Below are 26,344 nucleotides of genomic sequence, written 5' to 3'. Positions count from 1 at the left end.
AGTGACAGTCCCGCGGTGGATGTGTGTCATCGTGCTGCCCCTTGGTCGGATCAGCGTCCTGGCCGCCATGGACGGCGTCGGGTGGTCCTGGCCGCCCCGGGGCCTGCGTCATACCCGGGGCAGCCAGGGGTCATCTCGCGGCGGCCGGGGTCGGCGGCCCTGCGGTCGGCGCCCCGGAGGGCGACGGCGGGACGGGGCCGGCGGACACCGTGCCGGGGTCGGTGCCGCCGGTGTCGAGGCGGAACGGCGGATAGCGGTCGGTCATCAGCGCCGCGTAGGGCCCGACCCGGAGCGCCCAGCGGTCCATGCCCATGACGAAGTCGTAGAGCGGCTTGGGGTAGCGGCCGGTGAACAACAGCACGATGGCGGCGATCAGGACGAGCAGGCCGACCAGGGAGATGCCGGCGTTCGCGGCGTCGTCCCAGGCGTCGTTCGTGTCGCCGGCTCGGGTGCCCAGCCACAGCCCGCCGCCGACGAAGACGGCGAGGACGAGGTAGTGCGGGATGGCCAGCAGCCACTTCACGAAAATCAGGCCGCGGGACAGCCGTTCGGGGTAGGTGACGTCCAGGTGCGCGGGGTAGTCCGGCACGTCGGCGAGGGTGAAGGGCGGATAGCGGTCGGTGCCCAGGGCCCAGTAGCCGTAGTAGTGCACCCGCCAGGACCAGCGCATGACCCCGACGTTGAAGTCGAACAGCGACCGTGGATAGCGCCCGGTGAACAGGATCGCGAAGAACGCGATCACCGTGACGACGACAAACGCCACCCACAGGAAGAACAACACGACCACGTGGGGGATCAGCAGCAGCCATTTGACCAGCCACAACCAGCGGGACAGTGACGGGTCGAGTGCCGCGTCGACGCGAACCGGATAGGGCGTGCGGGGATCGGTCATGGCGTGCTCCCTGTGGCTGGTGTCTGCGTGCGGCCGGGGGAGACGGAGACGGCGAGCTTGCCTCGGGCCCTCCCGTCCAGGAGGTAGCGGATCGCCGCGGCGACCTCGCTGAGGGGGTAGGTGCGGTCGATCGCGGGGGTGAGCTTTCCGGCCTCGATGAGCTCGGCCAGGGCGATCAGGTCGGCGGCCCTGTCCGAGGCCACGAACGTGCCCATCTGCTGACCGACGAACAGGGACAGCACGGTAGCCCGGATTCCGCGGTCGCTGCCGCCGAGCAGCCGTCCGTCGGTCTCCCCGCCGACGATCACCAGTCGCCCCCTGGCGGTGAGGGCGCGGCGGAGACGGGACAGCCGGGCGTTGCCGCCGGTGTCGATGACGACGTCGTAGCGGGACCCGCCGTCGGCGAAGTCCGCGCGGGTGTGGTCGACGACGTGGTCGGCGCCCAGGGCGCGGACCAGGTCCATCTTGGCGGTGCTGCACACGCCGGTGACCTCGGCTCCCGCCGCCTTCGCGAGCTGCACCGCGAAGCTGCCCACGCCTCCCGAGGCGCCGATGACCAGCACCTGCTCACCGGCCCGGACGCGTCCGTGGTCGCGGACGGCCTGCAGGGCGGTGCTGCCGGAGACCGGGACGGATGCCGCCTGGTCGAACGAGAGGTTCGCCGGCTTGGGGGCCAGCTTGGCCGGTCGGGCGGTCGCGTACTCGGCGAAGGTGCTGGTGGACGTCCCGAACACCGCGTCGCCCGGCGCGAAGCCGGTCACGTCGGCGCCGACGGCCTCGACCGTGCCGGCGAGGTTCCGGCCGGGGTTGGCGTACTTCGGCCGGCGCAGCCCAAAGCCGGCGAGCCGGATGGGGTAGGGCAGGCCGGCCATGACGTGCCAGGTGCCCCGGTCCACGCTGGCCGCGCGCACCCGCACCAGGACCTCGTCGTCGGTGACGGCGGGCCGGTCGATCTCCGCGAGCCGCAGGACTTCCTCGGGCCCGGGGCCGTAGCGGTCCTGTAGGACCGCCCTCATCGTCTGTCTGCCGGGGGTCGCCGCAGGCGGCCCCCTCAAATTCTTGAGCTGCGTGGTGGACATCGGAACCTTCCGCTCTCGTCGTCGGCTTCGGGGTCAGGAGGTGGAGCGGTGGACGGCGAACGCGAGCGCGCCCGCCACGAACAGTCCCCAGTCGTCCGGCGAAGGCCGTGGTTCGTGATTACGGTTGTGCTCGCGTCCCCACCCTGGACGAAGTACACGATTTGTACGACGTACAGGAACCCTCTACCCTCGGCGGAGTGACGTCAATGGAGACGGTCGAAACGACATCAGAACCAGCCAGGCGACGGCGCCCTGGACCCCGCCGAGCCCTCACTGAGGACGAGATCCTCGACGCAGCAACGACTCTGCTCGACCAGGGCGGCCTCGACGCCGCCTCCGTCCGCGGCATCGCCGCACGGGTCGGCGTGGCCCCGAACGCGGTCTACACCTACTTCCCGGGCAAGGCCGCCGTGTTCGAGGCGCTCGTCGAGCGACTGCTCGGCGAGGTGGACCACGACGCCTTCGCCGACCGGAGCCGGCCCTGGCGCGAACGCGTGGAAGCGCTGGCCCTGGAGCTCCGGGAGCGACTGTCCGCACATCCGGGCGCGGTCCCCCTGCTCGTCGGCGGCCCGCTGAACGGGCCCCACGCACTCGCCATCAACGAACGACTCCTGCAGCTGCTGGCCGACGCCGGGCTCAACCCGGGCGACGCCGCGCGCGCGGCCTACCTGCTGTTCGCCTATGTGGTCGGCTCGATCGCCCTGGAAGTCTCGGATGCGCGCCAGCCCGGGCGCCTGTCACCGGAGTCGGAACGGGTCGCTACCCGGCAGGTCACGTTCTCGGCGACACCGACCGACCGCTTCCCCCTGAGCGCGGCGGCGGCAGCCACGAGAGCCGGCTACATCTCCACCGAGCAGTACCTCTGGCGCCTTCGCCGGATACTCGATGGCCTCACCGCATGGGTGTCGTCGACTGCTGCGAACCCCCGAGGGAACTTGGTGGTGGCGCAGGGCGCCGACTCGTCCACCCGACGGGCACGCTAGGACCGAGTCGGCCAGGGGTGCCGCTTGGGTGTCATCGCTCTGTCGGCAGGAGCCTCCGCGACGACTTGGACGACATGGTCATCTGCGACAGCGACCTGCCCTCGGGCCGCGACGAGGGGACGACGGGACGACGTAGTGACACCTTGCGGTTCGCGCCGCGGCAGCGGAGCGGCCGCTCGATAGTCCAGAGGCGGCCGCGGAGCACTGGCGGGTTACCTTCGCCTGAAGCGGATCGGTCTCGCACGGGCCGAATGACTAACCGAGTGCGCACCGCGGTGCGACTAGGGCCTTGAGTCTTTGTTCGGGCTCGGCAAGGCAGGAGCGGTTCAGCGACGCGTTACGGGTGTCTTCTTTCCAGTGAGGGCACGCCGCGTCCCAACGCGTTCCCGGCTGGTTCCGACCGCGAGTCGACCGCGCCCCTTGACGCCGCCTCTGCCCGGGCAGATGGTCTGTGCACGCCGTACAAATATTGTACGACGTCCAAGGATGGGTGTGTCACCCCATTCGCGTATCCGGGCATCGGTCAAAGGCGGCATGAGCGCGCTCCCGAGTACGGCCATCGCGATGCAGAACTTCGACCCCCGGTCGGAGCGAGCAGCGCGGCCGATTAGCCCTGACCACACCGACAGGTACGGAGTGCGCTCATGATCACGGTCTCAGGCCTCACCAGGCAGTACGGCAAGCGGCTGGCCGTCGACGACATGACCTTCGACGTGGCGGCCGGCCGCGTCACAGGGTTCGTCGGCCCGAACGGCGCCGGGAAGTCGACCACCATGCGGATGATGGTGGGGCTCACCCGACCCGACAGCGGTGAGGTCCGCTATCACGGCGTTCACTACCAGGACCTCAAGTGGCCGGCTCGGTCCGTCGGATGCGTCCTCGACGCCCGTGTGCATCCCGGCCGCACGGCTCTGAACCACCTCCGGGCCACCGCCGCCATCAGCCGTGTCCCGGCCGGCCGGGCCGAGCAGGTCCTAGCCGAGGTCGGCCTGGAGACGGCAGCGAATCAGCGGGCGGGCCAGTTCTCTCTTGGTATGCGGCAGCGCCTGGCGCTGGCGGCAGCCCTGCTGGGCGACCCCCAAATCCTGCTGCTGGACGAACCGTCCAACGGTCTGGACCCCGACGGCATCCGCTGGCTGCGCAACTATCTCAGCGACTTCGCCGCTCGAGGCGGCACGGTCTTCGTGTCCAGCCACCTCATCAGCGAGCTCAGCATGTTCGCCGACGACCTCGTTGTGATCGGCGGCGGACGGTTGCTCGCTGCTGAGTCGGTTGAGGCGATCACCGGGCGCCACGACGTCGCCGTGATCGTCGAGACCCCGCAGCCAGTTGAACTCGTCGCACTTCTCGCCGCGTACGGCTTCGTCGTTGAAGCCGCGGCCGACTGGCTCATCGTCCGGGGAACCACCCGAACCGTGGTCTCGCAGATCGCGTTCGACAGCGGCATCCGCGTGCTCGAGCTCACCGAGACGTCTCGCTCGCTCGAGGACAGCCTGCTCGACATGACCAGGACGTCCGCCGAGTTCGCCTCTACCTGATCCGCCACCGACTACTGACCCAGAGGACACGACATGACCATCACAGGTGCGGGCGCGGACCAGACATCGGCGGCCACCACGATCCCCGAGTACCGCCCCGCCACACGTTCCGCGGGCGGTGACGCCCGGGCTGTTCTCGCGGCGCTGAGGAGCGACTGGATCAAGGCCTCGACGGTCCGGGTCAACCGGGCGATTCTCCTGCTGGCGCTCGTCGGAGGTCTGCTCGTCTCGTGGGCGGTCGCGATGTTCGTGACCGACGAGGTGCTGTTCGTCTCCGAGGTCGGCTTCTACTGGACCAGCGTCACCTCGATGCTGGCCGCGATCGGTGGAGTTCTGCTGTTCGGCTCCGAGGTACAGCACGGCACCCTGGCGGGCGCGGTGGCCGCGCGACCGGCGCGTTGGATCATCGCGCTGTCCAAGACGCTGACCGCCGCCGCCTTCGGCCTGCTCGTCGGAGCAGCCGGCCTGGCCGCCGGCTTCGGTGGCGCCGCCCTCGCCGGCCTCGACATGGGAGAGACGTCGGCACTGCCGGCAACGGTCGCGTGGGCCCTGCTGTTCACCACGCTGTCGGCGGTGCTGGGGCTGGGGATCGGCATGATCATCCGGCACAGCACGGCGGCCATCGCCGGCGTGCTGGTATAGGGATTCGTCCTGGAAAACCTGTTTAACCTCTTCCTGCCCGTGGAGATTTCCCGCTTCCTGCCCTTCTTCGCCGGCAACAAGCTGCTCGCCTACGCCAACGACTTCGACACCCCCGAGGCGATCGCCGTGGCGCTCACCCGACCCGAGAGCGCTCTGGTCTTCGCCGGGTACACCGCCGTCGCGCTGATCGTGGGATCGGTGCTGCTGTACCGGCGCGACACGGACTGAGTCGGGTTCGCGGGATCAGCAGTTTGCCCCACCAAGCTGGCGCTGCGTCCTGAACTGCCCTTACGGCGTGGTGGTCGGCGAGGTCACCACATCAATCACCACACATGGTGATCCGGTCTCATCACATCCGCTCCTACCTTTCGCTCGCACCGCGGAAGGAGATGAGCCGACATGTCAACAGGCCAGTACCACGAGCCCAGGCAGTACCAGATCCGAGTCAAGGGGCATCTCGAGTCCCGCTGGGCCGCCTGGTTCGACGGGATGCGCCTCACTCACGAGACCGACGGCACCACGAACATCTGCGGTCCGGTCGTCGACCAGGCCGCCCTGCACGGCCTGCTGCACACGCTGCGCGACACGGGCCTGTCACTGGTCTCCGTCGCCCAGGTGGAACCCGACCGCCCCGACGTCCCCGTGATCGACCATCGATCCGCAGAAGGGGAACCGGCATGACACTGACCGACCGACCCGCGGCAACCGCACGAGTTCCGATGGACCGGCTGAGGAAGACGGCGATGCTTGCGGGCGGGCTGTACCTGGTCACGTTCGCCGCCTCGATCCCCGCCCGGTTCTTCTTCCTGGACCCCGTCCTGAGCGACTCCGGCTACATCGTCGGCTCGGGCGCCGACACGCGCGTCCTCGTCGGGGGCCTGCTCGACATGGTCAACGCCCTCGCCTGCATCGCGACTGCAGTCGTGCTGTTCACGGTGGTCAAGCGCCAGAGCCAGACCCTGGCGCTCGGCTTCGTCGCCTCCCGGCTCCTGGAAGCCGCCATCATCTCCATCGGCGTCGTGAGCCTTTTTGCCGTCGTGACCCTGCGGCAGGACCTGGCCGGAACCGCCGGAGCAGACGAAGCCTCGCTGGTTCCCGTCGGGGCGGCCCTCGTCGCGGTCTACGAATGGACGTTCCTGTTCGGGCCCAACGTCCTGGCGGCCGTGAACGCGCTGTTGCTGGGCACCCTGATGTACCGGTCCGGCCTCGTGCCACGTGCCATCCCCCTCATGGGACTCATCGGAGCGCCCCTGCTGCTTGCATCCGTGCTCGGGGTCGTCTTCGGCACACACGACCTGGCTGCCGGGCAGCACGTGATCGCGGCCGCCCCGATCGCCCTGTGGGAGCTGTCGCTCGGCGTCTACCTAACCGTCAAGGGCTTCAACCCCGCCGCCGTCGCCGCGCTCACCTCGACTGACCGGGACTCCGAACTGTCGCCGGCCTGAGAGCGCACGCCCGGACCCGGCCGCCCCGCCCTCGCGGGACGGCCGGGTCCGGCTCCGACAGCCACCACACACCAGCAACGAAGGAGCAGCGATGAAGGCGATCGTTCAGGAGCGGTTCGGCTCCCCGGACGTCCTGCAGTTCGTCGACACGGACCTCCCAGAGATCGGGCCCGACGACGTGCTGGTCCGCGTGCACGCCGCCGCACTCAACCCCCACGACTGGCACATGGTGCGCGGCGCCCCGTACGTCGCGCGGCTTATGGGGGAAGTCGGTGTGACCAAGCCCAGGCAGAAAAACCGGATCGCCGGGGCCGACGGCACCGGGGTCGTGGAAGCGGTCGGCGCGAACGTGCGCGGGCTGCGGCCCGGGGACGAGGTGCTCGGCTGGTTGCGAGGCTCGTTCGCCGAGTACGCCCGCGCCGCAGCGGACCGGGTGGTGCTCAAGCCGGCGCGGCTGACCTTCGAACAGGCGGCCGGCGTCACCATGGCGGGGGAGACCGCCCTGCGCGCGATCCGCGACGTCGGACAGGTGCGGGCCGGGCACCGGGTGCTGATCAACGGGGCCGCCGGCGGCGTCGGCAGCTTCGCCGTCCAGATCGCAGCGGCGCTGGGCGCAGAGGTCACCGGGGTGCGCAGCACCCGCAACGTCGAGCTCGTCCGGTCGCTGGGCGCCGCACACGTCATCGACTACACCAAGGACGACTTCACCAACGGACGCACCCAGCACGACGTGATCCACGACAACGTGGGCAACCAGCCGCTGCGCCGACTGCGCCGGGCGCTCACCCCCACCGGGACCCTCGTCTCCAACGCCGGCGGCTCACCCGGCCACGTCTTCGGCCCGATAGGAGTGATCCTCCGCGTGCTCGCCCTCAACGCTGTGGTCGGCCAGCGGCTCCGACCGCTCCCGGCCACCTGGACGCGCGAACACCTCCTCGCCGTCACCGAGCTCATCGACGCCGAAAAGCTCACCCCGGTCGTCGGCCGGACATATCCGCTGGCCGACACGGCTGCAGGCCTGCGCTACCTGGAAGAGGGACACGCGCGCGGCAAGGTCGTCATCACCGTCACCTGAGCCGGGCAGCCGTCGTGGAGCCCTCGCGACGTCGACGCCGCCTGGGCGGCCGGCATCGCCGCCCTCCGCGCCGGACCCATGACACCCCACCAATCCAGCGCGGCTCACCCCGGCAACCCGCCACTGAGAGGACCGAAACCATGAGGACCATCGAGCACACCGTCGACATCCAGGCGCCTGCCGCCACGGTCTGGCAGCTCCTGACCGACACCGACCGGTACCAGGACTGGAACCCGTTCATGCCCCGGCTATCCGGCCGGCTCGCCCCCGGCCAGCGCCTGACGCTCACTGTCCGCCCCGGGACGCGCACGATGACCTTCCGCCCCACCGTGCTCGCGGTCGAAGACGGCACGCTCATTCGTTGGCGCGGACGGCTCGGGGTGCCCGGCCTCTTCGACGGCGAGCACGAACTGCGCCTCGAGCCCATCCCCGACGGCAGCACCCGCTTCGTCCAGCGCGAGACCTTCACCGGCCTGCTTGTCCCGATGATGCCCCGCATCCTCGACGACACCGCCACCGGCTTCGCCGCGATGAACACAGCACTCCGAGACCGAGCCGTCGCCCACTCCGCTCACGCGGCGGGGCCGGTCGTGCCGTGACCGGTGCCGCCAACGCGGCGGACCATGACGACCCTCCCGAGGAGTCAACCGGACTGGGGGCCGTCCCCCTGTCTGCACAGGGGACCGACTTCTGGCCAGACGTGATGCTGAGGTCGGCTCCCCGGTGATCAGCTGCCGCGTGAGCGGTTCATGACCACCGTCAGTAGGACTGCTGAGTCTTCTAGAGCCTCGAGGCTGTGCCGAGCGTCCGGAACGATCAACAAGTCGCCAGGGGAGCCCTCCCAGGAATCTTCGCCGGCGGCCATGCGGACCCGCCCGTGCAGCACATGGACGGTGGCTTCTCCGGGATTCGCATGTTCTTCCAGCAACCGTCCGGCGGCCAGCGCAATCACCGTCTGACGGAGGCTGTGCTCGTGACCGCCGTACACGGTAGATGCGCTGCGGCCGCTCGACGCGCTTCCCGCGAGTTCCACTTGCTGACGCGCCAGGGCCGTGAGCGAAATCTTCTCCATGCTCAGCCCTCCCTGCCTGACAGCCGCACGATCAGGAGGCGTGCGACGTAGCCGGCATCAGCCTCGACGTGGTGCCGTGACCGCACGTCGTCGCGCCCAGGGGGGTGTCGGTGCTCCTTGCGCAGTTCTCCCATCGGGCAGGCAGCTCGTTGCGGTGCGTCGGCGTCACGACGGCCGGCAGACGCAGCCCCTGGTGATGGCGCCGTTAAGGGTGGCGCGGCAGAATCTCAAACCGATCGCGTCGTGACAGGCCAACGAGTGTTGACAGACGTCGCACCCGACGTCCTTTCCGCACGGGGCAGTGGCTCGGGCGTCGGGGATGGTTCCGCTCGAAATCGTTGGGGCCAAGAGGGTCATGGTGGCAACAGCCTGACTCCGCCGACGGACGACGGGGATAGAGGGCTGTCGGATACCGCACCGCGTTGCGGGCGATGCGGAAAGGAACCGACAACACTGGACGTTACTCCGTCAGCTGTGGCGGAGCGTCCGAGGATGAGTGCCGGGGCGGGGGATAGGGGGCTTGTCATCGCGTCGGGGGCGGCGAGCGCGCGGACGCATGTAGTGCTGCGTTCCTCAACGAGGGGTTGAATAGACACCCCGAGCTTGGCGCCGTGGTGGTGATCGACCATGCCGAAGCTGCTGTTTGCCCGCCCACCGGTGGATAAGGTCGAGGAGCGCCCAACATCTGCCTGCAGATGCTGCTGCGCGGCCGCAACACCGTCGGCTACACCCCCTACCCGGAGGCGGTCACCGACGCCTTCGTCCGGGAGGCCGCCGCCACCGGCCTCGACGTCTTCCGGGTCTTCGACGCACTCAACGACGTCGCCCAGATGCGCCCGGCGATCGACGCGGTCCGGGAGACGGGAACGGCGGTCGCGGAGGTTGCGCTGTGCTACACCGGCGACCTCTCCGACCCCGGCGAGGACCTCTACACGCTGGACTACTACCTGCGGCTGGCCGAGCAGATCGTCGACGCCGGCGCGCACGTGCTGGCGATCAAGGACATGGCCGGCCTGCTGCGCCCGCCGGCGGCCGCGACGCTGGTGTCCGCGCTGCGCGAGCGCTTCGACGCACCGGTGCACCTGCACACCCACGACACCGCCGGCGGCCAGCTCGCCACCCTGCTGGCGGCCTGGAACGCCGGGGTCGACGCCGTCGACGGCGCGGTCGCCTCCATGGCCGGCACCACGAGCCAGCCGCCGCTGTCGGCGATCGTCGCCGCGACCGACGCCACCGAGCGGGCCACCGGCCTGGACCTCGCCGCGGTCAACGACCTGGAGCCGTACTGGGAGGCCGTCCGACGGGTCTACGCGCCGTTCGAGTCCGGCCTGGCCGCGCCCACGGGGCGTGTCTACCGGCACGAGATCCCCGGCGGGCAGCTGTCCAACCTGCGCCAGCAGGCCATCGCCCTGGGGCTGGGACAGCGCTTCGAGGAGGTCGAGGACGCCTACGCCGCCGCCGACCGGCTGCTGGGCCGGCTGGTCAAGGTCACCCCGTCGTCCAAGGTCGTCGGCGACCTGGCACTGCAGCTGGTCGGTTCCGGCGTCAGCGTCGAGGACTTCGCCGCTGAGCCCGGGAAGTACGACCTGCCCGACTCGGTGATCGGCTTCCTGCGCGGCGAGCTGGGCGACCCGCCCGGCGGCTGGCCCGAGCCGTTCCGCAGCCGTGCGCTGGAGGGCCGCCGTCTTGCCGAGCCGCCGGCGGAGCTGTCGGCGGAGGACGAGCGAGGGCTGGCCGAGCAGCCCCGGCAGACCCTCAACCGGCTGCTCTTCCCGGGACCCACGCGCGAGTACGAGGCGCACGTCGACTCCTACGGCGACGTCTCGGTGCTGCCGACCAAGGAGTTCCTCTACGGGCTGCGGCCCGGCGACGAGCACGCGGTCGACCTGGAGCCCGGGGTCACCCTGCTCGTGGGGGTGGAGGCCGTCTCCGATCCCGACGAGCGCGGCATGCGCACGGTCATGTGCACCCTCAACGGCCAGCTGCGACCGGTCTCGGTGCGCGACCGCCCGGTCGACGCGCAGGTCAAGGCCGCCGAGAAGGCCGACCGCAGCGACCCCGGCCAGGTCGCCGCACCGTTCGCCGGCGTGGTCACCCTGCAGGTCAAGGAGGGCGACCCGGTGGAGTCCGGGCAGGCGATCGCCACCATCGAGGCGATGAAGATGGAGGCCGCCATCACCGCCCCGGTCGCCGGCACCGTCAACCGCGCCGCCATCGGCCAGGTGACGCAGGTCGAAGGTGGAGATCTCCTGGTGGTCGTGCGCTGGTCCGGCCCGGGCATGACCTGCCGCCCACCATTGGAGGTGAGCTCCGGACGGACCATGTGTGTGTTGGCGCGGTGCCTGGGCCCTATGGCAGGCGTTATGTAACGCGGCACGAGTACTGCAACGGCACTTCCCTCTGACGTGCCCGGTCCGATCGCATGATCCCTGGGACGACACACCGCCGAGACGCAAAATCAGAAGCGTCGACACGAGGAAGTGCCGTTGCAGTACTACTGAAAGGATTGCTCGGAAGTTGACGCTGAATGGTATCGGTGCGGCAGCGCGGACCGCGGTTGCCGGAGAAACCCAGGTCAGGCGGCAGAACCGCCGAGACCCAGATGAGCTCAGATCAACCTACCAACAATCCTATTGATAACTGTGAAGTCGTCCGCCAACTACGGCGGGCGCCAGCAAGCCTCGGTGATCAGGCCCAGAGGCTTAAGATCGATCCCGCGCCGATCAGGATCACCGCCAAGAGCTCAGCCACCGTGCTGCCGGTGGTGGCCCTGATGAGCAACTGCCGTGTCTGCACGTCCCGGTGTGCGGCCTCGCTGCCGACCTCGCCGACCTGCCGGTCCAGGTCTCGGAGGGATGCACTCGGGTCACCTGGGCATCCCGTCTGTGCCGTCAGGGCCCGGAGGCGACAGCAGCGGTGACGAGTGTTGAGCCGGTGACCAAGGAGGCAGCGTCCACATGATGGCCGTTCCCGACCCCGCCGCCGTCGAGGTGCCCGGCGCACCGGTTCCGCTGTCTCGGCTGGTGCTCGGCACCATGACCTTCGGCGACACGGTGCACGCCGAAGGAGCGGCGGCGATGCTCGACGCGGCCCTCGACGCCGGGCTCACCGGCGTGGACACAGCCAACGGGTACGCCGGCGGTCAGAGCGAGGTCATCCTCGGATCCCTCATGGCGACCCGACGCGACCGGATGGTCCTGGCGACCAAGGCCGGGATCCCGCATCCCGACGCCGGGGAATCCGCACCGTTGTCGGCCGCGGGCCTACGTGCGTCCCTCGAGGGCTCGTTGCGGCGGCTCCAGGTGGAGCGTGTGGACATCTTCTACCTGCACCAGCCTGACCGGGCGACGCCCATCCACGAGACGCTCACGGCGGTCAAGGAGGCGATGGACCGCGGGGAGATCGGAGCACTGGGTGTCTCCAACTACGCGGCCTGGCAGATCGCCGAGCTCAACGCCACAGCCGACGTGGTCGGCTGCCCGCGACCGGTCGTCGCGCAGCAGGTGTACAACCTCGTCGCCCGCCGGATCGAGGAGGAGTACCTGGAGTTCGCCCGCGTCAGCGGGCTCCTGACGATGGTCTACAACCCCCTCGGTGGAGGACTGCTCACCGGCAAGCACTCGTTCACCGCTGCCGGCACCGGCCGCTTCGGGGAGTCACGGCTCGCCCGGATGTACCGGGACCGCTACTGGACCCCGGGGATCTTCGCGGCCGTCGAGCGGCTTGCCAGGATCGCCGACGACGCCGGTGTGGCCCTGCCGGAACTGTCCCTGCGCTGGCTGCTGAGCTCGCCCGACATCGGTGCGGTCCTGCTCGGTGGCTCGCGGGTCGAGCAGTTGCAGCAGAACATCGCCGCGGCCGCAGCGGGACCCCTCCCGGTGGACGTCGTCGCCGCCTGCAATGAAGTCGGGACCTCGCTGCGCGGCCCGATGCCTGCCTACAACCGTTGACCTCATCGGAGATCCGTGCCCGACCCACACTTCACCGCCTTCGCCGCCAGGTTCCCAGCTCGTGAACGGATGCTCGGCTACTGGGTGAAGCTGGACTCGCCTGTCTCGCCCGAGCGGCTCGCCCGTGTCGGCTACAACTACAGCGCTTTCGACGCCCAGCACGGGCTGCTGGGCTATTTGGGTGTGCTCGCCGGACTGACCGCGATCGACGCCGGCGGGCAGTCCGGTGGGCATGGTGCGGGTCGAGGCCAACGACCCCACCTACATCGGAAAGGTGCTCGACGTGGGGGCGGGCGGGGTCGTCGTCCCGCTCGTGGACGACGAGACGCAGGCCGCTGCGACGGTCGCCGCGGCGACGTACCCACCGGCCGGGCGCCGCTCCTATGGACCCATGCGCTCCGGTCTACGGGGCGGCCCGACGCCGGCGGACTCCCACGCCACGCGGCTCGTCATCATCATGATCGAAACCCCTCGGGCCTGGCCAACGTGCGCAAAATCTGCGCCACCCCCGGAGTCGACGATGTCTACGTGGGCCCGTCGGACCTGTGCCTGGCCGTCGGGGGCGCCGCTGTGCAGGAGCCGGCTGAGGACGTCCCGGCCAATGGCGTCGGTGCCGAGGAGGTGGTCCGCCGACGGGAGTGCGTTGGCGGCAGTCAAGTCCTGCTCGAGCGGCGGGCAGGGCGCGATCACCTCAGCCAGGGCCCAGGCCACGACATAGGGAGGAGCACGCCGGCTGACACGGCGGCGGTCGGTCGAACCAGGACGGTGCGCCAGAACCTCGGCGGCGGTGCGGCATTGGGCCCCGCAGCCGGCGCGATGACGTCGGTTGTCGTGGTCACGCGGCTGCTGCGCTCCCGGAGCATCGGCCACACCATTCCGGACAATGCCTACCAGGCCAACCGTCGCCGACGTCGCGGCTCGGCCGGCGGCCGCCCACCGGGCTTCGACTCCGGCCGCTAAAAGCTGCGACCTATTCTGGCGCACTGCTCATCGTCTTCGCGATCGCCGGCCGCGCTGTCCTAAACGCGCTAGTGCTCCGTAACTGACGTCGTCTGTGTCTTCCGGCGGCGAGGGTCGGTGGCCTTGGCGATGACGGTGTCGGGATCCTTGGTCCAGGTGAACGGTCGGCAGCGGTCGTTCCAGGCGGCGATGAAGCGCTCGATGGCGTTGACGAGGTCGGCCACGGTGGGGAAGTTCCCGCGGCGCAGCGCCTGCCGGGTGATGATCGAGAAAAAGGCCTCGACCAGGTTCAGCCACGATCCCGAGGTCGGGGTGAAGTGCAGCTGCATCCTGGGATGCCGCTCGAGCCAGGCGCGCACCGCCGGGTGCTTGTGGGTGGACAGGTTGTCGACCACGACGTGCAGCTCGCGGCGGGGATAGGCGGCGGCGACCTGCTTGAGGAACGCCAGGAACTCCTGGTGACGGTGGCGCTGGGTGCAGGCCTCGGTGACCCGCCCGGTGGCCACCTCCAGAGCGGCGAACAGCGTGGTGGTGCCGTGCCGGACGTAGTCGAGGGTGGCCGCCTCGGGATCTCCGGGCCGCACCGGCAGGGTCGGAGCCGTCCGCTCCAGCGCCTGGATCTGCGGCTTCTCGCCCATACAGAGCACCACTGCCTTCTCCAGCGGGTGCAGATACAGCCCGACGACGTCACGGACTTTGGCCTCCAGCTGCGGATCGGTGGAGAACTTGAACGTCTGTGCCTGCCACGGCTGCACGCCGAAGCGATGCCAGATGCGGGCCACCGTGACGTGCGAGATCGGCGTCCCCTCGCCGGCCAGCGCCTCAGCCAGCAGCCGCGAGGACCAATGCGTCGCCCCGAACTGCGTCGGCGGCTCGGTCAGGGTCAGCTCCAGCACCCGATCGCGCAGCGCCTCGGGCAGCGGCGAGGGCTTGCCCGGCCGGGGCAGATCCTCCAAGCCGGCCAGGCTGCGCTCGGCGTACCGGCCGCGCCAGGTCACCACCGTCGGCTCGGCGCAGCCGACGATCGCGGCGATCCGCTTGCCCGGCACGCCGTCGGCGGCCAGCAGCACGATCCGGGCTCGCTCGACCACCCGGGCCGGTGCTGCCTTGTCCCGGACCCGCCGTTCCAGCTCTCGCCGATCGCCCTCCGGCACCTCGACCGTCCGCACGTGCGCAGGCATAGGAAATGGTCGACCCCAAGCCATGATCACATCAAGGAACACCGCAACGGAGCACTAGGGCTACCACTGAGGTTTTCTCAACGGATTGGTCGTTCGGCGCGGGTCAGGACGAGCGCTGCTTTGGTGACGGCGCCGATCCGCTGAGGGCACAGTCGGATGCGGTTGAGCGCCTTCCAGCGGGTCTTGAGCAGCGCGATCCCGCGTTCGCCTTCGGCGCGTAGGCAGCCGATGAGCTGGTTGCGGGCGAGGTTGTCCGGATGCAGGCCGTGGCCCTTGGTTGGGGTCAGCACGCCGGCGCCGGCGCCGTTGTAGCCCTTGTCGGCCAGCGCGGGCAGGCCCAGCAGGGCAGCTGCGGCCTGCAGCGCGCCGAGGAAGCCGGTGGCTCGGGCGGCAGCCAGGTCATGGGTCGAGCCGGGTTCGACGTCAGAGACTGCGACCGGGTGCCCGTCGGGGTCGCTGACGATCTGCACGTTGCCGCCGTGGGTGTGGTGCTTGCCGGAGAACCACAGGTCATGACCGGTGTCGGGGTTCTTCACTCGGCAGCGGTCGGTGCGGATGAGGGTGCCGTCAAGCACGACATGGGTCCAGCCGGCGGCCTTGCCGGCCTCGAGCACCTGGTGCAGGTCTGGTGCGTGGGCGGCGAGGGCGTCGATGCCTTCGTGCAGGTAGCGGTAGCCGGTGGCGATCGAGATCTTGGTGTCGGCGGCGAGCACCGTCATGTCGGCGTCCTCGCGAAACCAGCGCAGCACCAGCACCGCCTGCTCTCGGGCCGACGCGGCGCGGGCGCCCACGCCGGTGCCCCGGCGCAGCCGTTCGGCGATCAGCAGTTCGGTCAGCAGCGTGGCGGTTTCAGCGGGCACGTCGAGCGTGGCAGAGTAGGTGATCACGTGGGGTCCTTGCGGTGACGATCGTTCCTAGGCAGAACCGATCCTCGATGCGGGGCCCCACGCTCTATGCAGCGACACGCCCGACCGGCTGCTGACCTGCACTCTTCAACACAGGCAATCCAGTCGGCCACCAATCCGCTGAGAAAACCTCACTGGCGTGATCGCCCCGCGCCTTCGTCCCACGCCGGCAATCGACCGACTCCGCGAGGACCAGCTCACGGTCGATCAGCGGTTGAGGACCGCGGAGACCAAGGCGCTGCTCTTGACCTCGCAGGAGTCGCCGACATTCACCATGAGGGCATCGACCCGGAGCACCGGAACCTCGACCGGGGCGTGTCTGAGGTCGCCTTCACGTCGAATGTTTGCCTGACGCGGTACTTATGACCTCGTGCCTGGTTAGCGGGACGTCTTGCTGGTGACGGGCGGGGCAGGGTCGTGGTGTGTTGCGGAGCCTGACTCCAGCAGCCGCCGTCGGCGGTAGATGTCGTAGTTGTAGCCGCGGTCGGCGAACAGCTCCCGCAGGCGGCGGCGCGGCCGCCCGCGCCGACCTCGGCCACCGGCACACCCCGGGCCACCTGCTCGACCGCCCGCAGCCGCAGCGCCTGCAGCGTCTGGTGGTCGAGCTTGCGGCCGTCGTCCTGGCGCACTCCTCAATGGTCTCCGCGCATTGGCTAGCGATCAAGCTACTAGCGATCTCCTTAGTGAATCACGAGCTAGTACTGCAACGGCACTTGAAGGTGTGTCGCTGCCGGGATCCAGTGAGGGCTGGTAGCAGCGTTTTCGGATGCGCTGTGATGGCCTGGTGGCCGAGGTGCAGGACTGGGCGGCGGGCCTGGAGGAGGTCCACCGGCGGATTGCCGGTGCGTTTGCTCGGGCCGAGCCGCGGGCCCGGGTGCTGGCCTATCTGCGCGGCCTGCTCGGGCGGCTGGAGCGCAAGAACGGCTGGACGCTGGCCGAGGCCGCCGGGGAGGTGTCTCCGGATGGGATGCAGCGGCTGCTGCGCACCGCGGACTGGGATGCCGACGCCGTGCGCGATGAGCTGCGGTCCTTCGTGGTGGAGCGGCTCGGCCCGGGCGGGGTGCTGATCGTGGATGAGACCGGGTTCATCAAGAAGGGCAGCCGGTCGGCCGGCGTGGGCCGGCAGTACACCGGCACCACCGGCAAGATCGACAACTGTCAGATCGGCGTCTTCCTGGCCTACGCCACTTCAGCCGGGCGGGCGCTGATCGACCGGGAGCTCTACCTACCGAGAGCCTGGACCGACGACCGCGAGCGCGCCCGCGCCGCCGGCATCGGCGACGAGGTCGGCTTCGCCACCAAGCCGGAGCTGGCCCGCCGCATGCTCACCCGCGCCCTGGACGCCGGGGTGCCGGTCGGCTGGCTGACCGCCAATGAGATCTACGGGCAGGACAAGCAGCTGCGGGTGTGGTGCGAGCAGCACGGGCTGCCCTATGTGCTGGCCACTCGCAGCACCGACACGGTGGCCACCGTCGACTGGCGCCAGCGCCGGGTCCGCGCCCTGATCGCCGAGGTCCCGGCCGAGGCCTGGGCTCGGCGCTCGGCCGGCGCCGGCGCGCACGGCCAGCGGTTCTACGACTGGGCCCGGATCGAGCTGCTGGCCGGGTTCGATCCCGGCTGGGCGCGCTGGGTGCTGGCCCGCCGCAGCATTCCCACCGACCTCGGCGAGACCGCGGAGCTGGCGTTCTACGTCTGCGCCGGACCGGCCGAAACCACCCTCGAGCAGCTCATCGCAGTGGCCGGTGGTCGCTGGCGCATCGAGGAGTGCTTTCAGGCGGCCAAAAACCAGGCCGGGCTGGCCTCCTACCAAGTGCGGGACTACACCGCCTGGTACCGGCACATCACCCTGGCCATGCTCGCCCACGCCTATCTGAGTGCTACCCGAGCCACCGCGGAAAAAGATGACATGCGAAGGGACCCCCTCAGCTCAGGCGCACGTTTACGTGCGTCGGCTGTAGGAGCGTGAGGAGGCCCCCGATGCGGATCGTAGGTGGATTGGACGTTCACCGGCGGCAGATCACCTTTGACTACCTCGATGAGCGCAGCGGCCAGACCCGGCGCGGCCGGATCGCCCCGGCCGACCGGATGCTGCTGCGCCGCTGGCTGCAGGACACCGTCGCCGACTCGCCGGCGGCGTTCGCGGTGGAGGCCTGCACCGGCTGGCGGTTCGTGGTGGAGGAGCTGCGCCGTGCCGGGATCGAGGCACATCTGGCCGAGCCGGCCGACACCGCGGCCGCCCGCGGCCCGAAGCGGCGGGCGAAGACCGACCGGACCGACGCCCGGCACCTGCGCGAGCTGCTGGCCGGCGGGCGGCTGCCGGAGTCGTGGATTCCGCCGGAGCAGGTGTGCGAGATGCGCGCCCGGCTGCAGCTGTTCCGCGACCTGCGTGAGGAGCACACCGCCTGGGTCCAGCGCATCCACGCCATCCTGCTGCACCAGGGCGCCGCGGCGATCGCAGGCGATCTGCTCGGGGCGGGCAACCGCCAGCGGCTCGAGGCAGCCGAAGAGCTGTCTTCGGCGGGGCGGGAGGCGGTCGCCGCGGCGCTGCGCATCCTGGACGCCCTGGACGCGGAGCTGGCTCCGCTGCGCAAGCAGATCGCGGTGTTCGCCCGCCGCCAGCCCGGCTGCCGGGCGCTGCAGGCCCAATACGGGGTCGGGCCGATCACCGCGGTGGCGCTGTGGGCCGAGCTCGGCGACACCCGACGCTTCTCCGCGTCCCGCAAGGCGGTCCGGCACACCGGGCTGGACATCACCGTCTACTCCTCCGACGGCAAGCGCCCACCGGGGCATCTATCGCGGCAGGGCTCGCCGCTGCTGCGCTGGGCGCTGTTCGAGGCGGCCAAGTGCGCCGCCCGCCCCGGCTCCCCGGATCACGCCTACTACCGGCAGGTCGCCGACCGGCTCGGCGGCAACCGGGCGGCACTCTCGGTCGCCCGCAAGATCGCCCGGCGGGCGCACCACACCCTGCGGGCGCTCGGTGATGAGGCCCTCGCTCCGGTCTGACCATCCGAGGCCGGGTGCGCGCATCAGCCCACCCACCGATGCCCGCGGCCTGCTCCTGCCCGAGCCCCTGCCGGCGCGCCTGATCGCGACCGGCCTCAAAAGACCGAGCGGCCGCACCCTGCCGGGACACCCCATCGATCATCATGTCGCCGGAGCAGCACCGACGGCTCCGTGCACCGAGATAAGGCTGGGCGCCCGCGCACCCCACCCGGATGCCAGCCAACCACCGGCCACCGCGCCGGAACGGGAGCCGCCCGTGACCTGAACTCCTGACCCCGTCCTCCTCCGCGGCGAGCAGCATGGGCCGGTCCTCGCCGCGGTCAAGGTCGTTCGTCCACGGGCGCTCCACCTTGACCGCGGCAGCGGACCGACACCGCCCCAGGCCGACGGAGGAGGCCAAGAACAACGGACCGGTTGACCGGGGGTCCCTCCACAGATAAGGGGCCCGCTGACCGGCCCCAACCCCGTCGACCGCGGCAAACCCGGGTCCAAGCTGCACGTGCTCACCGACGCCACCGGCCTGCCGCTGGCCGTGGCGACCTCGGCGGCCAACACCCACGACAGCCTCGCGCTGATCCCACTGGTGCAGGCCATCCCCGCAATCCGCTCCCGGCGCGGCCCGCGCCGCCGCCGGCCGGCCAAGCTGCACGCCGACAAGGGTTACGACTATCCGCACCTGCGGGCCTGGCTGCGCCGACGCCGCATCACTCCGCGGATCGCCCGCCGCGGCGTGGAGACCTCCACCCGGCTGGGCCGGCACCGCTGGGTCGTCGAACGCTCCTTCGCCTGGCTGACCGGCTACCGCCGGCTGACCATCCGCTACGAACGCTCCGCCCGGCTGTTCACCGCATTTCTCACCCTGGCCGCCACCTTGACCTGCTACAAGAAGCTCGCCACGTGAGACAAGCTCTTACAACCCGTTTCAGAACGACCGAAGCCGGCGATAGCAGATCAGGACGCAGGCCAGCTGGAGCAGTCCGAGGTGGAGGTCGGCGCGGCGTTCATACCGGGTGCGCAGCCGCTTGAACGCGTGCAGCCAGGCGAAGCTTCGTTCGACGACCCACCGCTGACGGCCCAGGCCCGAGCCGTGGGCGACGCCGCGGCGGGCGATCCGCGGAGTGATCCCGCGCTGTCGGAGCTGTCGACGGTAGATGTCGTGGTCGTAGCCGCGGTCGGCGAACAGCTCCCGCGGTCGGCGGCGAGGGCGGCCGCGTCGGCCCCGAATCGGCGGGACGGCGTCGACCAGCGGGATCAGCTGGGTGATGTCGTTGCGGTTGCCGCCGCTGAGTGTCACAGCCAGCGGGATGCCGCCGGCATCGCAGATCAGGTGGTGCTTGGAGCCGGGACGCCCGCGGTCGACCGGTGAGGGGCCGACGTGGTCCCCCCTTTGAGGGCTCGCACGTGGGAGCCGTCGACCGCGCACCGGTCCAGGTCCAGCTCACCGAGCGCGCGCAGTTGGGCCAGCAGCTGCTCGTGCAGCGCCGGCCAGACGCCGGCCTCGGTCCAGTCGCGCAGCCGCCGCCAGCAGGTCACCCCCGAGCAGCCGACCAGTGCGGTGGGCAGCTGGTTCCAGGTGATGCCGGTCTTGAGCACGAAGACGATGCCGGCGAGTGCGGCCCGGTCGTCGATCGGCCGGCGGCCCGGATACCGGTGGCGACGGGGCTTGGGCGGCGGCAGCAGCGGAGCGATCCGCTCCCACAGCCCGTCAGGCACGAGCTTCTCGATCACCCAGGCCAGCCTGCTCAGGACCGACCATGTCCTACGGCAGCCACGCCGAGGTCAAAGTGAAACGAACTTTAAAGCTTGGGTTACAGCCGTGACGTCGCCGGCGTCCTGGACGTCACTCGAGCCAGCGTTGCCATCGAGAGGGCTCGGGTTCATGCGTTGGCTCCTGGCCCAGCGCGCGGGCAGCCTCAGCAACGTCGTCCGCGGTGAGCGTCGTTACGTCGGCACGGTCGAGCGCATCCACACTCCGGTCCTTATTGCGCGTCAGCCGCAGCGCCTGGCGGTTGAGCGCCTGCTCGAACAGCGTGCGGGCGAAGCGCGCGTTGCCGGACTCTTCACCAGGGCGGAGGCCACCGAGGATGCGCCGGAGCGTCGCTTCGGCGCCAGGCTCCAGCGCGTACTCGTGCTGGGCCACGATGATCGCGAAGATCGCTTCGAGTTCGTCCGTCGAGTAGTCGGGGAACCTCACCTCGCGAGCAAACCGGGAGCGCAGACCAGGGTTCGAGAGCAGGAACGACTCCATCAGCCGGGGATAGCCGGCCACGATCACCACCAGGCGATGGCGGTGATCCTCCATGCGCTTGAGCAGGACCTCGACTGCCTCGGGTCCGAAGTCCAGCCGGCCGTCGCCCTCTGGGGCCAGCGAGTAGGCCTCGTCGATGAACAGGACGCCGTCGAGTGCCCGGCGGATTACGCGGTCGGTCTTGATTGCGGTCGCACCGACGTACTGCCCGACCAGAGCGGCCCGATCGACCTCCACCAGGTGGCCCTTCTGCAGCAAGCCGACCGCTCGGTACATCTCGGCCAGGAGCCGCGCCACCGTGGTCTTGCCGGTGCCCGGGTTTCCGAGGAACACGAGGTGCTGGGACGTCGCCACCTCGGGCAGGCCGTGTGTCTTGCGGCGCGCCTGCACTTGCAGGAAGGCCACGAGCGCCTGCACCTGCTCTTTCACCGTCTCTAGTCCGACGAGCCCATCGAGCTCCGCCTGCACCGCCGAGAGCGGCCGAGCCGGCCCGGGGCGGCCGCCGAAGAGGTCGCTCACCAGGTCGTCCACGCCCCGCCGACCGGGCCACGGAAGTTGATCGCCCAGGCGACCGACAGTCTCACGCAGGTCATCGAGTGGCTTGCGATTGGAAGCCATGCCGGGAGCCTAGGTGGCCACAGAGGCGGAGCATCCATCGTGAGAGCCCAGGCGACTGCCGCATTGTCCGGTCGCGGTGGAGGACTGGCGAAACAATCAGGACGGCTGCTGTCCTGCAGACGATCGCTCACCGGACACCGAAGGTGGCTTCGGTGATGTCCTCCGGGACCCGCCGGGCTCGGCTTGCTGCGCCTCGTACACGCCGACGGCCCAGTGCTGGCAGTACTGGTACCACCCGGTGTACTGGCGCCACCGGGTGGCGGCCCTGCATGGTGCCCGGATGGTCACCGGCCTGGTGCTGGCGCTGTCCGCCTCGGTGCTGTGGGGCACCGCGGACTTCGCCGGTGGCCGGCTCAGCCGGCATCTGCCGCTGTTGATCGTGGTCACCTGCAGCCAAGGCGCCGGGCTCGTGGCCCTGCTGATCGTCCTGCTCGTGCGTGGCGGCGTGCAGCCCGCGGCGGCCGGGTGGGGGACGGTCGCCGGTGTGCTCTCCGTGGGCAGCGTCGCCTGCCTCTACCGGGCGTTGGCCATCGGGACGATGAGCGTGATCGCTCCAATCGTGGCCACCTCCGCGGTGGTGCCCGTGCTGGTCGGCCTCGCCACGGGTGAGCGGCCGGGTCCAGCCGCGGGTGCGGGCATCGTGCTGGCGTTGGCCGGGGTGGTCCTCGCCAGCAGGCAGCAGGCCTACCACCCGCCAGCCGATCACCGGCTCAGCGTGCTCCTGGCGGTGGCCGCAGCGGTGTGTGCCGGGGGCCAGCTGGTCGCCCTGCAGCGCGCCGGCAGCATCGATGCACTCAGCGGGGTTGGCGCGAGCCGGGCTGTCAGCGTGAGCATCTTCGTTCTTGTGCTGCTGTTCGCCCGCACCCGCGCGCCGGTGCGGGCGCTGCCTGCTGCCGCGGTGGTCGGAGTGCTCGACACCGCCGCAAATCTCGCCTACACCCTCGCCAGCACCCGAGCGCTGCTGTCCCTGTCCGCGGTGTCGGCGAGTCTCTACCCCGTCGTCACCATCGCCCTCGCCCGTGCGCTGCTGCATGAACGGCTGCGTCCGCTACAGGTCACCGGCGCCGTCCTGGTCATGGCAGGCGTGCTCCTCATCGCCAGCCGGTAGTCGCACCATTCCGACCCACGGCCGCCGGGACCCGGTTTCCGCTGAGCCGGCGGTGGTCGCATCCCGGAAGCGGGGTCGTGGTGCGCCGATTAAGGAACGGCTCAGGGACGGCGGAGCAGCAGCCGTCCGAACAACGACCACGCTGCGCGTAGGCGGTCAGCGCAACCACGCTGAGCAGGGCCGGCCCGAGCGCGAAGAGATTGCCGGCTAGCACTCCTGGGGCCAGCAGGGCGCGAAAACCACCAGCCAGCGCGGACGCATGCCGGTCCGCGCCATCCCGACGGCGGCGAGCACCCCGCCGATGAGAAGGATCAGCGCGCCCAGCAGGAAGGTGATCCAGCCGACGTCCGAGCCGATCCAGGGCTCCTGGCCCGAGCCGTAGGCGGCGTAGGAGTTGGGCCGGTCCTGCAGCAGCACGCCGTAGAACTCGATGAGGTTGCCGGCCGGCAGCGTCGCCGCGCCGGCCGCCGCGACCACCAACCCCGCACCGTTGTTCCCGACCAGCGCGACGACCTCGCCGGCCCGCACGTGCAGGTCGACGCCGTCGAGAGCCACCTTGCGGCGGCGCCGCTGCCCTCATCAGCGCGTGGGAGAAGTGGTAGGCCACCAACTTGAACTGAACCGCGTCGGGGTTGCTGGCATACGCCGCGTACATCAGCGCCCCGTTCTGGTCGACGCCCGGGTCGGCCGCCGCTCCGGCGACGCTGAACAGGCCGGCGAGGGCCGGCGCCAGGATGAGGAACCAGCGGCGGGCGGGAGCGCAGACGAGCCGGCCGGGCTGCGGTTCTCGCGCTGGACGGGAGAGCTGTCGATCACGGAGGCCTCCTGATATCGGGACGGGATCGAACCGTCCCGCATCCGGATTGCTCCGCACATCGGCCGCACCGCCGATTCCCGGCTCCGCCGGTCGGCCGATCCGTTCGCCCGCCCCGCCGTCCCCCGGGCGCCGGTTAGCGGCGTCCACGACTCGCCGGGAACCGTCTCCGCCGGCGTAGCGTCCGGCGCACGGAGCCGCTCGGGTTTCCGACGAGGGAGCGCACACCATGGGTGACAAGTCCCCGAAACAGACGAACGCCAAGAAGCCGCACGGCAAGTCGATCAAGGAGAAGCGCCTCGACAGGAAGGCGAAGAGCGACCACACCTCGCAGATGGAGAACCTGACCCACGGCAAGAAGTAGGGTTCCCGCGCCCGCCGGACGGGCGACCGACCGCCGGGTTGCGGCTACTCCCCGGCTGCCCGCCGGATCGTGAGGTGCGGCGGCCGGGCCAGGGTCTGGGCGACGACGCAGTCGCGCTCGGTCAGCTCCGCCAGCTTGGCCAGCGTCGCGTCGTCCGCGTCGGTGTCCAGCTCGACCACGACCTGGATGTCGCCGAGCCCCACGGGCGCCTTCCGGGAGACGCCGAGCGTGCCGAGGGCGTCCATCTCGGTGCTTGCCCGGAGCCGGCCGTTGCGGATGTCGATGCCCATCGCCGTCGCGACACTGCGCATCGTCACGCCGGCACAGGCCAGCGGGCATGCAACAGCATGTCGCCGGAGCAGGCGTCGCCGGCGCGATGACGAGCTGGGCAGGTTCGGCGCACTCGGCCGGACCCCGGACCCCGCGGACAGGCTGACCGAGTTCGATCGCGACATCGCCGCCGACCAGCGTGGGCTGGCCGCAGCACGGGCGCGCATCGCCCAGCTGGAGGCCGAACCGGCCCTGGCCGACCAGTCGGCCGACCGGCTCGTCGCAGAACGCGAAGCCTGGCGCGTAGCGCGAGACGCCGACTGCCGGCAGTTCCAGTCGAGCTCCCGGCGGCCGACCGCTCCCGCAGCTGGGTTGGGTGGCCCGCAGCCGTGGCACCACGAGGTGCCCACCGGTCGTCGGGGTGCCGGCCCGTCTGTCGGGCGCTGACCGACGTGGTCTCCGGTAGCGGGACCAGGGCTCGGGAGAAGAGCTACCGGAGGACTACCGGAGGAGGACTGGAGACCGTCGGAAGAACCTGGCTGTGAGCTGTCACCAAACGCCCCGAAACAGCGCCTTCTCCAGGCGTAAGGCCCACACCAGCCGATCGGATCCGGAGTGCGTCATGACCCAGCCCGCCACCGGCCGCGAGCCCGAGCTGCTCACCATCACCGAGGCCGCCGAGATCGTGCGCGCGCCGGTGGCCACCCTGCGCTACTGGCGACACCTCGGCACGGGTCCGCACAGCTTCCGGCTGGGCCGCCGGGTCCTCTACCGGCGCGACGACCTCCACGACTGGATCGCGCAGCAGCGCGCCGAGACACTCGACCGTCGGTGACCGACCGTCCACCGATGCGCCGCTTCCTCCCCAGGACGGCAGGACGGCGTTGACCCGGGGACCAGTCGTGGGCACGGTCGCCTGATGGCAGGGACCATCACCGTGGACGTGCTCAGCGACGGCAGCAAGCGCTACCGGTCGCGGTACCGCGACGCCGGCGGGCGACAGCACGAAAAGCGGTTCCAGCGCAGAGTCGACGCCCAGCGCTGGCTCGACGAGCAGACCTCGGCGATCGTCACGCAGACCTGGACGGCGCCGGAGCGGGGCCGGGTCACGGTCGAGGCCTGGGCGGAGCAGTGGCTGGCCGCGCAGACGGGCCTCAAGCCCAGCACGCTCTACCGCTACCGGTCGCTGTTGCGGGCCCAGATCCTGCCGCGCTGGGGCCGGCACCGGCTCGCCGACATCACCCACGCAGACGTGGCGGCCTGGGTGGCCCAGCTCGTCGCCGGCGGTCTCGCGCCCCCGACGGTCCGGCAGGCCCACCGCGTGCTCGCCCTCATCCTCACCCTCGCCGTCCGGGACGGACGCATCCCGCGCAACCCGGCTGCCGGCGTCCCGCTGCCCAGGACCCGGCGCGCCGACCCCCGATTCCTCACCCGGGAGGAGGTAGAGCGGCTGGCGGACGCAGCGGGGGAGTACGGCGACGTCGTCCGGCTGCTGGCCTACACCGGACTCCGGTTCGGCGAGATGGCCGCCCTACGGGTCCGCCGGGTCGACTTTCTCCGCAGGCGGCTCACCGTCGCTGAGAGCGCTACCGAGGTCGGCGGCACCGTCGAGTACGGCACGCCCAAGACGCACCAGCAGCGCACCGTGCCGATCCCGGCCGTGCTCGTCGAGCCGCTCTCGCGCCGCTGCGGGGGCAAGGGCCGGGACGACCTCGTGCTGACCTCGCCGGGTGGCGCGGTGCTGCGCTCGGGCAACTTCCGGCGGCGGTTCTTCGACCCGGCGGCCAAAGCAGCCGGGCTCGAGGACCTCAGCCCGCACGACCTCCGGCACACCGCCGCGAGCCTGCTGGTGGCCAGCGGCGCGAACGTCAAAGCGGTCCAGCGGATGCTCGGCCACGCCTCCGCGGCGATGACCCTCGACGTCTACTCCGGGCTCTTCGACGACGACCTCGGCGCGCTCGCCGATCGCATGGACGCCGCCCACGAGGCCTCTGTCACCAGACGTCACGGTGCGTAGTGTGGGCACCGTGTGGGCACGGGGCCCTGCCGACAAGATCAACGATCAAGCACCGAGCCGCTGACCTGCACTTATACCGGTGGGGCGGGTGGGGCTCGAACCCACGACCCAGGGATTATGAGTCCCATGCTCTGACCAGCTGAGCTACCGCCCCGCGGTGTCCAGCCTGCCAGATGCGCG

27 protein-coding genes, 1 tRNA gene and 1 pseudogene are annotated in these 26,344 nt (G+C 70.6%); 18 read left to right on the top strand and 11 right to left on the bottom strand.

The features are described 5' to 3' along the window. Positions 1-130: 130 nt before the first annotated feature. Together GOBS_RS17355 and GOBS_RS17350 are read right to left on the bottom strand one after the other, a co-directional pair. The gene (locus GOBS_RS17355) at positions 131-892 is read right to left on the bottom strand and encodes a DUF4389 domain-containing protein (RefSeq protein WP_012949559.1); all 762 of its coding nucleotides are present in this window, start codon (positions 890-892) and stop codon (positions 131-133) included. Beyond that, the gene (locus tag GOBS_RS17350; protein WP_012949558.1) at positions 889-1,908 is read right to left on the bottom strand and encodes an NAD(P)-dependent alcohol dehydrogenase; all 1,020 of its coding nucleotides are present in this window, start codon (positions 1,906-1,908) and stop codon (positions 889-891) included. The genes GOBS_RS17355 and GOBS_RS17350 overlap by 4 nt, the downstream gene beginning before the upstream one ends. A gap of 269 nt (positions 1,909-2,177) precedes the next feature. Between GOBS_RS17350 and GOBS_RS17345 the strand changes: the two genes are divergently transcribed. From GOBS_RS17345 to GOBS_RS17310, 8 genes are all read left to right on the top strand, one after another. Continuing rightward, positions 2,178-2,954 (top strand): TetR/AcrR family transcriptional regulator, encoded by a 777-nt coding sequence (locus GOBS_RS17345; protein ID WP_012949557.1) that lies wholly within the window; start codon positions 2,178-2,180, stop codon positions 2,952-2,954. Between the two features lie 701 nt (positions 2,955-3,655). After that, positions 3,656-4,492 carry an ATP-binding cassette domain-containing protein gene (locus tag GOBS_RS17340; RefSeq protein WP_243697528.1) on the top strand — a complete coding sequence of 279 codons (837 nt, stop codon included), beginning with the start codon at positions 3,656-3,658 and terminating at the stop codon, positions 4,490-4,492. 33 nt (positions 4,493-4,525) lie between these two features. After that, a complete protein-coding gene (locus tag GOBS_RS25615; protein WP_012949555.1) occupies positions 4,526-5,134 on the top strand; it encodes an ABC transporter permease in 609 nt (202 codons plus the stop codon). A gap of 39 nt (positions 5,135-5,173) precedes the next feature. Continuing rightward, positions 5,174-5,362, top strand: coding sequence for a hypothetical protein (locus tag GOBS_RS17330; RefSeq protein ID WP_012949554.1), 189 nt, complete (start codon positions 5,174-5,176; stop codon positions 5,360-5,362). Between the two features lie 171 nt (positions 5,363-5,533). Further along, positions 5,534-5,815, top strand: coding sequence for a hypothetical protein (locus GOBS_RS17325; RefSeq protein WP_012947835.1), 282 nt, complete (start codon positions 5,534-5,536; stop codon positions 5,813-5,815). A gap of 38 nt (positions 5,816-5,853) precedes the next feature. Then, positions 5,854-6,579, top strand: coding sequence for a DUF4386 domain-containing protein (locus GOBS_RS17320; protein WP_012949553.1), 726 nt, complete (start codon positions 5,854-5,856; stop codon positions 6,577-6,579). A gap of 91 nt (positions 6,580-6,670) precedes the next feature. After that, positions 6,671-7,654: an NAD(P)-dependent alcohol dehydrogenase gene (locus GOBS_RS17315; protein ID WP_012949552.1), complete on the top strand. Its 984-nt coding sequence runs from the start codon at positions 6,671-6,673 to the stop codon at positions 7,652-7,654. Positions 7,655-7,794: 140 nt separating this feature from the next. Then, entirely contained in the window at positions 7,795-8,253 is a 459-nt protein-coding gene (locus GOBS_RS17310; protein ID WP_012949551.1) for an SRPBCC domain-containing protein, read from the top strand. A 128-nt stretch (positions 8,254-8,381) separates the two neighbouring features. Here GOBS_RS17310 and GOBS_RS17305 read toward each other — a convergent pair whose 3' ends face one another. After that, entirely contained in the window at positions 8,382-8,726 is a 345-nt protein-coding gene (locus GOBS_RS17305) for a cupin domain-containing protein (protein WP_012949550.1), read from the bottom strand. A gap of 165 nt (positions 8,727-8,891) precedes the next feature. Further along, positions 8,892-9,083 (bottom strand): RGCVC family protein, encoded by a 192-nt coding sequence (locus GOBS_RS29800; protein WP_208104313.1) that lies wholly within the window; start codon positions 9,081-9,083, stop codon positions 8,892-8,894. Between the two features lie 338 nt (positions 9,084-9,421). Between GOBS_RS29800 and GOBS_RS17300 the strand changes: the two genes are divergently transcribed. The 3 genes from GOBS_RS17300 to GOBS_RS29795 all read left to right on the top strand — a co-directional run bounded on the left by GOBS_RS17300 (position 9,422) and on the right by GOBS_RS29795 (position 13,394). Next, positions 9,422-11,095 (top strand): biotin/lipoyl-containing protein, encoded by a 1,674-nt coding sequence (locus GOBS_RS17300; RefSeq protein ID WP_208104312.1) that lies wholly within the window; start codon positions 9,422-9,424, stop codon positions 11,093-11,095. 588 nt (positions 11,096-11,683) lie between these two features. Beyond that, complete coding sequence (locus GOBS_RS17295) at positions 11,684-12,676, top strand: aldo/keto reductase (protein WP_012949549.1); 993 nt, start codon at positions 11,684-11,686, stop codon at positions 12,674-12,676. A 232-nt stretch (positions 12,677-12,908) separates the two neighbouring features. After that, positions 12,909-13,394: an aldolase/citrate lyase family protein gene (locus tag GOBS_RS29795; protein WP_208104311.1), complete on the top strand. Its 486-nt coding sequence runs from the start codon at positions 12,909-12,911 to the stop codon at positions 13,392-13,394. A 310-nt stretch (positions 13,395-13,704) separates the two neighbouring features. Here GOBS_RS29795 and GOBS_RS17280 read toward each other — a convergent pair whose 3' ends face one another. Together GOBS_RS17280 and GOBS_RS17275 are read right to left on the bottom strand one after the other, a co-directional pair. Further along, complete coding sequence (locus tag GOBS_RS17280; protein ID WP_012949547.1) at positions 13,705-14,817, bottom strand: IS630 family transposase; 1,113 nt, start codon at positions 14,815-14,817, stop codon at positions 13,705-13,707. Between the two features lie 77 nt (positions 14,818-14,894). Then, complete coding sequence (locus tag GOBS_RS17275) at positions 14,895-15,704, bottom strand: IS5-like element ISGeob3 family transposase (RefSeq protein WP_012948966.1); 810 nt, start codon at positions 15,702-15,704, stop codon at positions 14,895-14,897. 784 nt (positions 15,705-16,488) lie between these two features. Between GOBS_RS17275 and GOBS_RS17270 the strand changes: the two genes are divergently transcribed. The 3 genes and pseudogenes from GOBS_RS17270 to GOBS_RS17260 form a co-directional block, all read left to right on the top strand. After that, positions 16,489-17,688, top strand: a complete 1,200-nt coding sequence (locus tag GOBS_RS17270; RefSeq protein ID WP_012948681.1) for an IS701 family transposase — start codon at positions 16,489-16,491, stop codon at positions 17,686-17,688. Positions 17,689-17,699: 11 nt separating this feature from the next. Next, entirely contained in the window at positions 17,700-18,725 is a 1,026-nt protein-coding gene (locus GOBS_RS17265; protein WP_012948680.1) for an IS110 family RNA-guided transposase, read from the top strand. 442 nt (positions 18,726-19,167) lie between these two features. Beyond that, positions 19,168-19,626 (top strand): annotated as a pseudogene (locus GOBS_RS17260) (IS5 family transposase); the annotation flags it as partial. A gap of 21 nt (positions 19,627-19,647) precedes the next feature. On the opposite strand, the gene GOBS_RS26480 reads toward GOBS_RS17260, so the two are convergent. Continuing rightward, positions 19,648-20,453, bottom strand: a protein-coding gene (locus GOBS_RS26480) for an IS5 family transposase (RefSeq protein ID WP_085949937.1) whose coding sequence is annotated in 2 segments (ribosomal slippage) — positions 19,648-20,114 and positions 20,114-20,453 — 807 coding nt in all. Because the reading frame shifts where the segments join, the coding sequence is not laid out codon by codon here. A gap of 112 nt (positions 20,454-20,565) precedes the next feature. Beyond that, positions 20,566-21,492 carry an AAA family ATPase gene (locus GOBS_RS17245; RefSeq protein ID WP_243697527.1) on the bottom strand — a complete coding sequence of 309 codons (927 nt, stop codon included), beginning with the start codon at positions 21,490-21,492 and terminating at the stop codon, positions 20,566-20,568. 379 nt (positions 21,493-21,871) lie between these two features. On the opposite strand from GOBS_RS17245, the gene GOBS_RS17240 reads away from it, so the two are divergent. Then, entirely contained in the window at positions 21,872-22,699 is an 828-nt protein-coding gene (locus tag GOBS_RS17240) for a DMT family transporter (RefSeq protein WP_012949544.1), read from the top strand. A 207-nt stretch (positions 22,700-22,906) separates the two neighbouring features. On the opposite strand, the gene GOBS_RS28260 is transcribed toward GOBS_RS17240, so the two are convergent. Continuing rightward, entirely contained in the window at positions 22,907-23,254 is a 348-nt protein-coding gene (locus GOBS_RS28260) for a hypothetical protein (RefSeq protein ID WP_041241554.1), read from the bottom strand. Positions 23,255-23,742: 488 nt separating this feature from the next. Between GOBS_RS28260 and GOBS_RS29385 the strand changes: the two genes are divergently transcribed. After that, positions 23,743-23,877 (top strand): hypothetical protein, encoded by a 135-nt coding sequence (locus GOBS_RS29385; protein ID WP_012949543.1) that lies wholly within the window; start codon positions 23,743-23,745, stop codon positions 23,875-23,877. Between the two features lie 44 nt (positions 23,878-23,921). On the opposite strand, the gene GOBS_RS17230 is transcribed toward GOBS_RS29385, so the two are convergent. Continuing rightward, positions 23,922-24,188, bottom strand: coding sequence for an OsmC family protein (locus GOBS_RS17230; protein ID WP_243697753.1), 267 nt, complete (start codon positions 24,186-24,188; stop codon positions 23,922-23,924). A 581-nt stretch (positions 24,189-24,769) separates the two neighbouring features. Between GOBS_RS17230 and GOBS_RS17225 the strand changes: the two genes are divergently transcribed. Continuing rightward, a complete protein-coding gene (locus GOBS_RS17225) occupies positions 24,770-24,982 on the top strand; it encodes a helix-turn-helix transcriptional regulator (protein ID WP_012949542.1) in 213 nt (70 codons plus the stop codon). A gap of 84 nt (positions 24,983-25,066) precedes the next feature. Next, positions 25,067-26,164, top strand: a complete 1,098-nt coding sequence (locus GOBS_RS17220) for a tyrosine-type recombinase/integrase (protein WP_012949541.1) — start codon at positions 25,067-25,069, stop codon at positions 26,162-26,164. Positions 26,165-26,244: 80 nt separating this feature from the next. Here the strand turns inward: GOBS_RS17220 and GOBS_RS17215 are convergent. Continuing rightward, a tRNA-Ile gene (locus GOBS_RS17215) sits at positions 26,245-26,318 on the bottom strand. Between the last annotated feature and the right edge of the window lie 26 nt (positions 26,319-26,344).

Origin of the sequence: Geodermatophilus obscurus DSM 43160, assembly GCF_000025345.1 — a bacterium.
GTDB classification, from domain to species: Bacteria; Actinomycetota; Actinomycetes; order Mycobacteriales; family Geodermatophilaceae; genus Geodermatophilus; species Geodermatophilus obscurus.
Note: the sequence above shows the minus strand (reverse complement) of the source record. Positions and strands in the feature narration are given on the sequence as shown.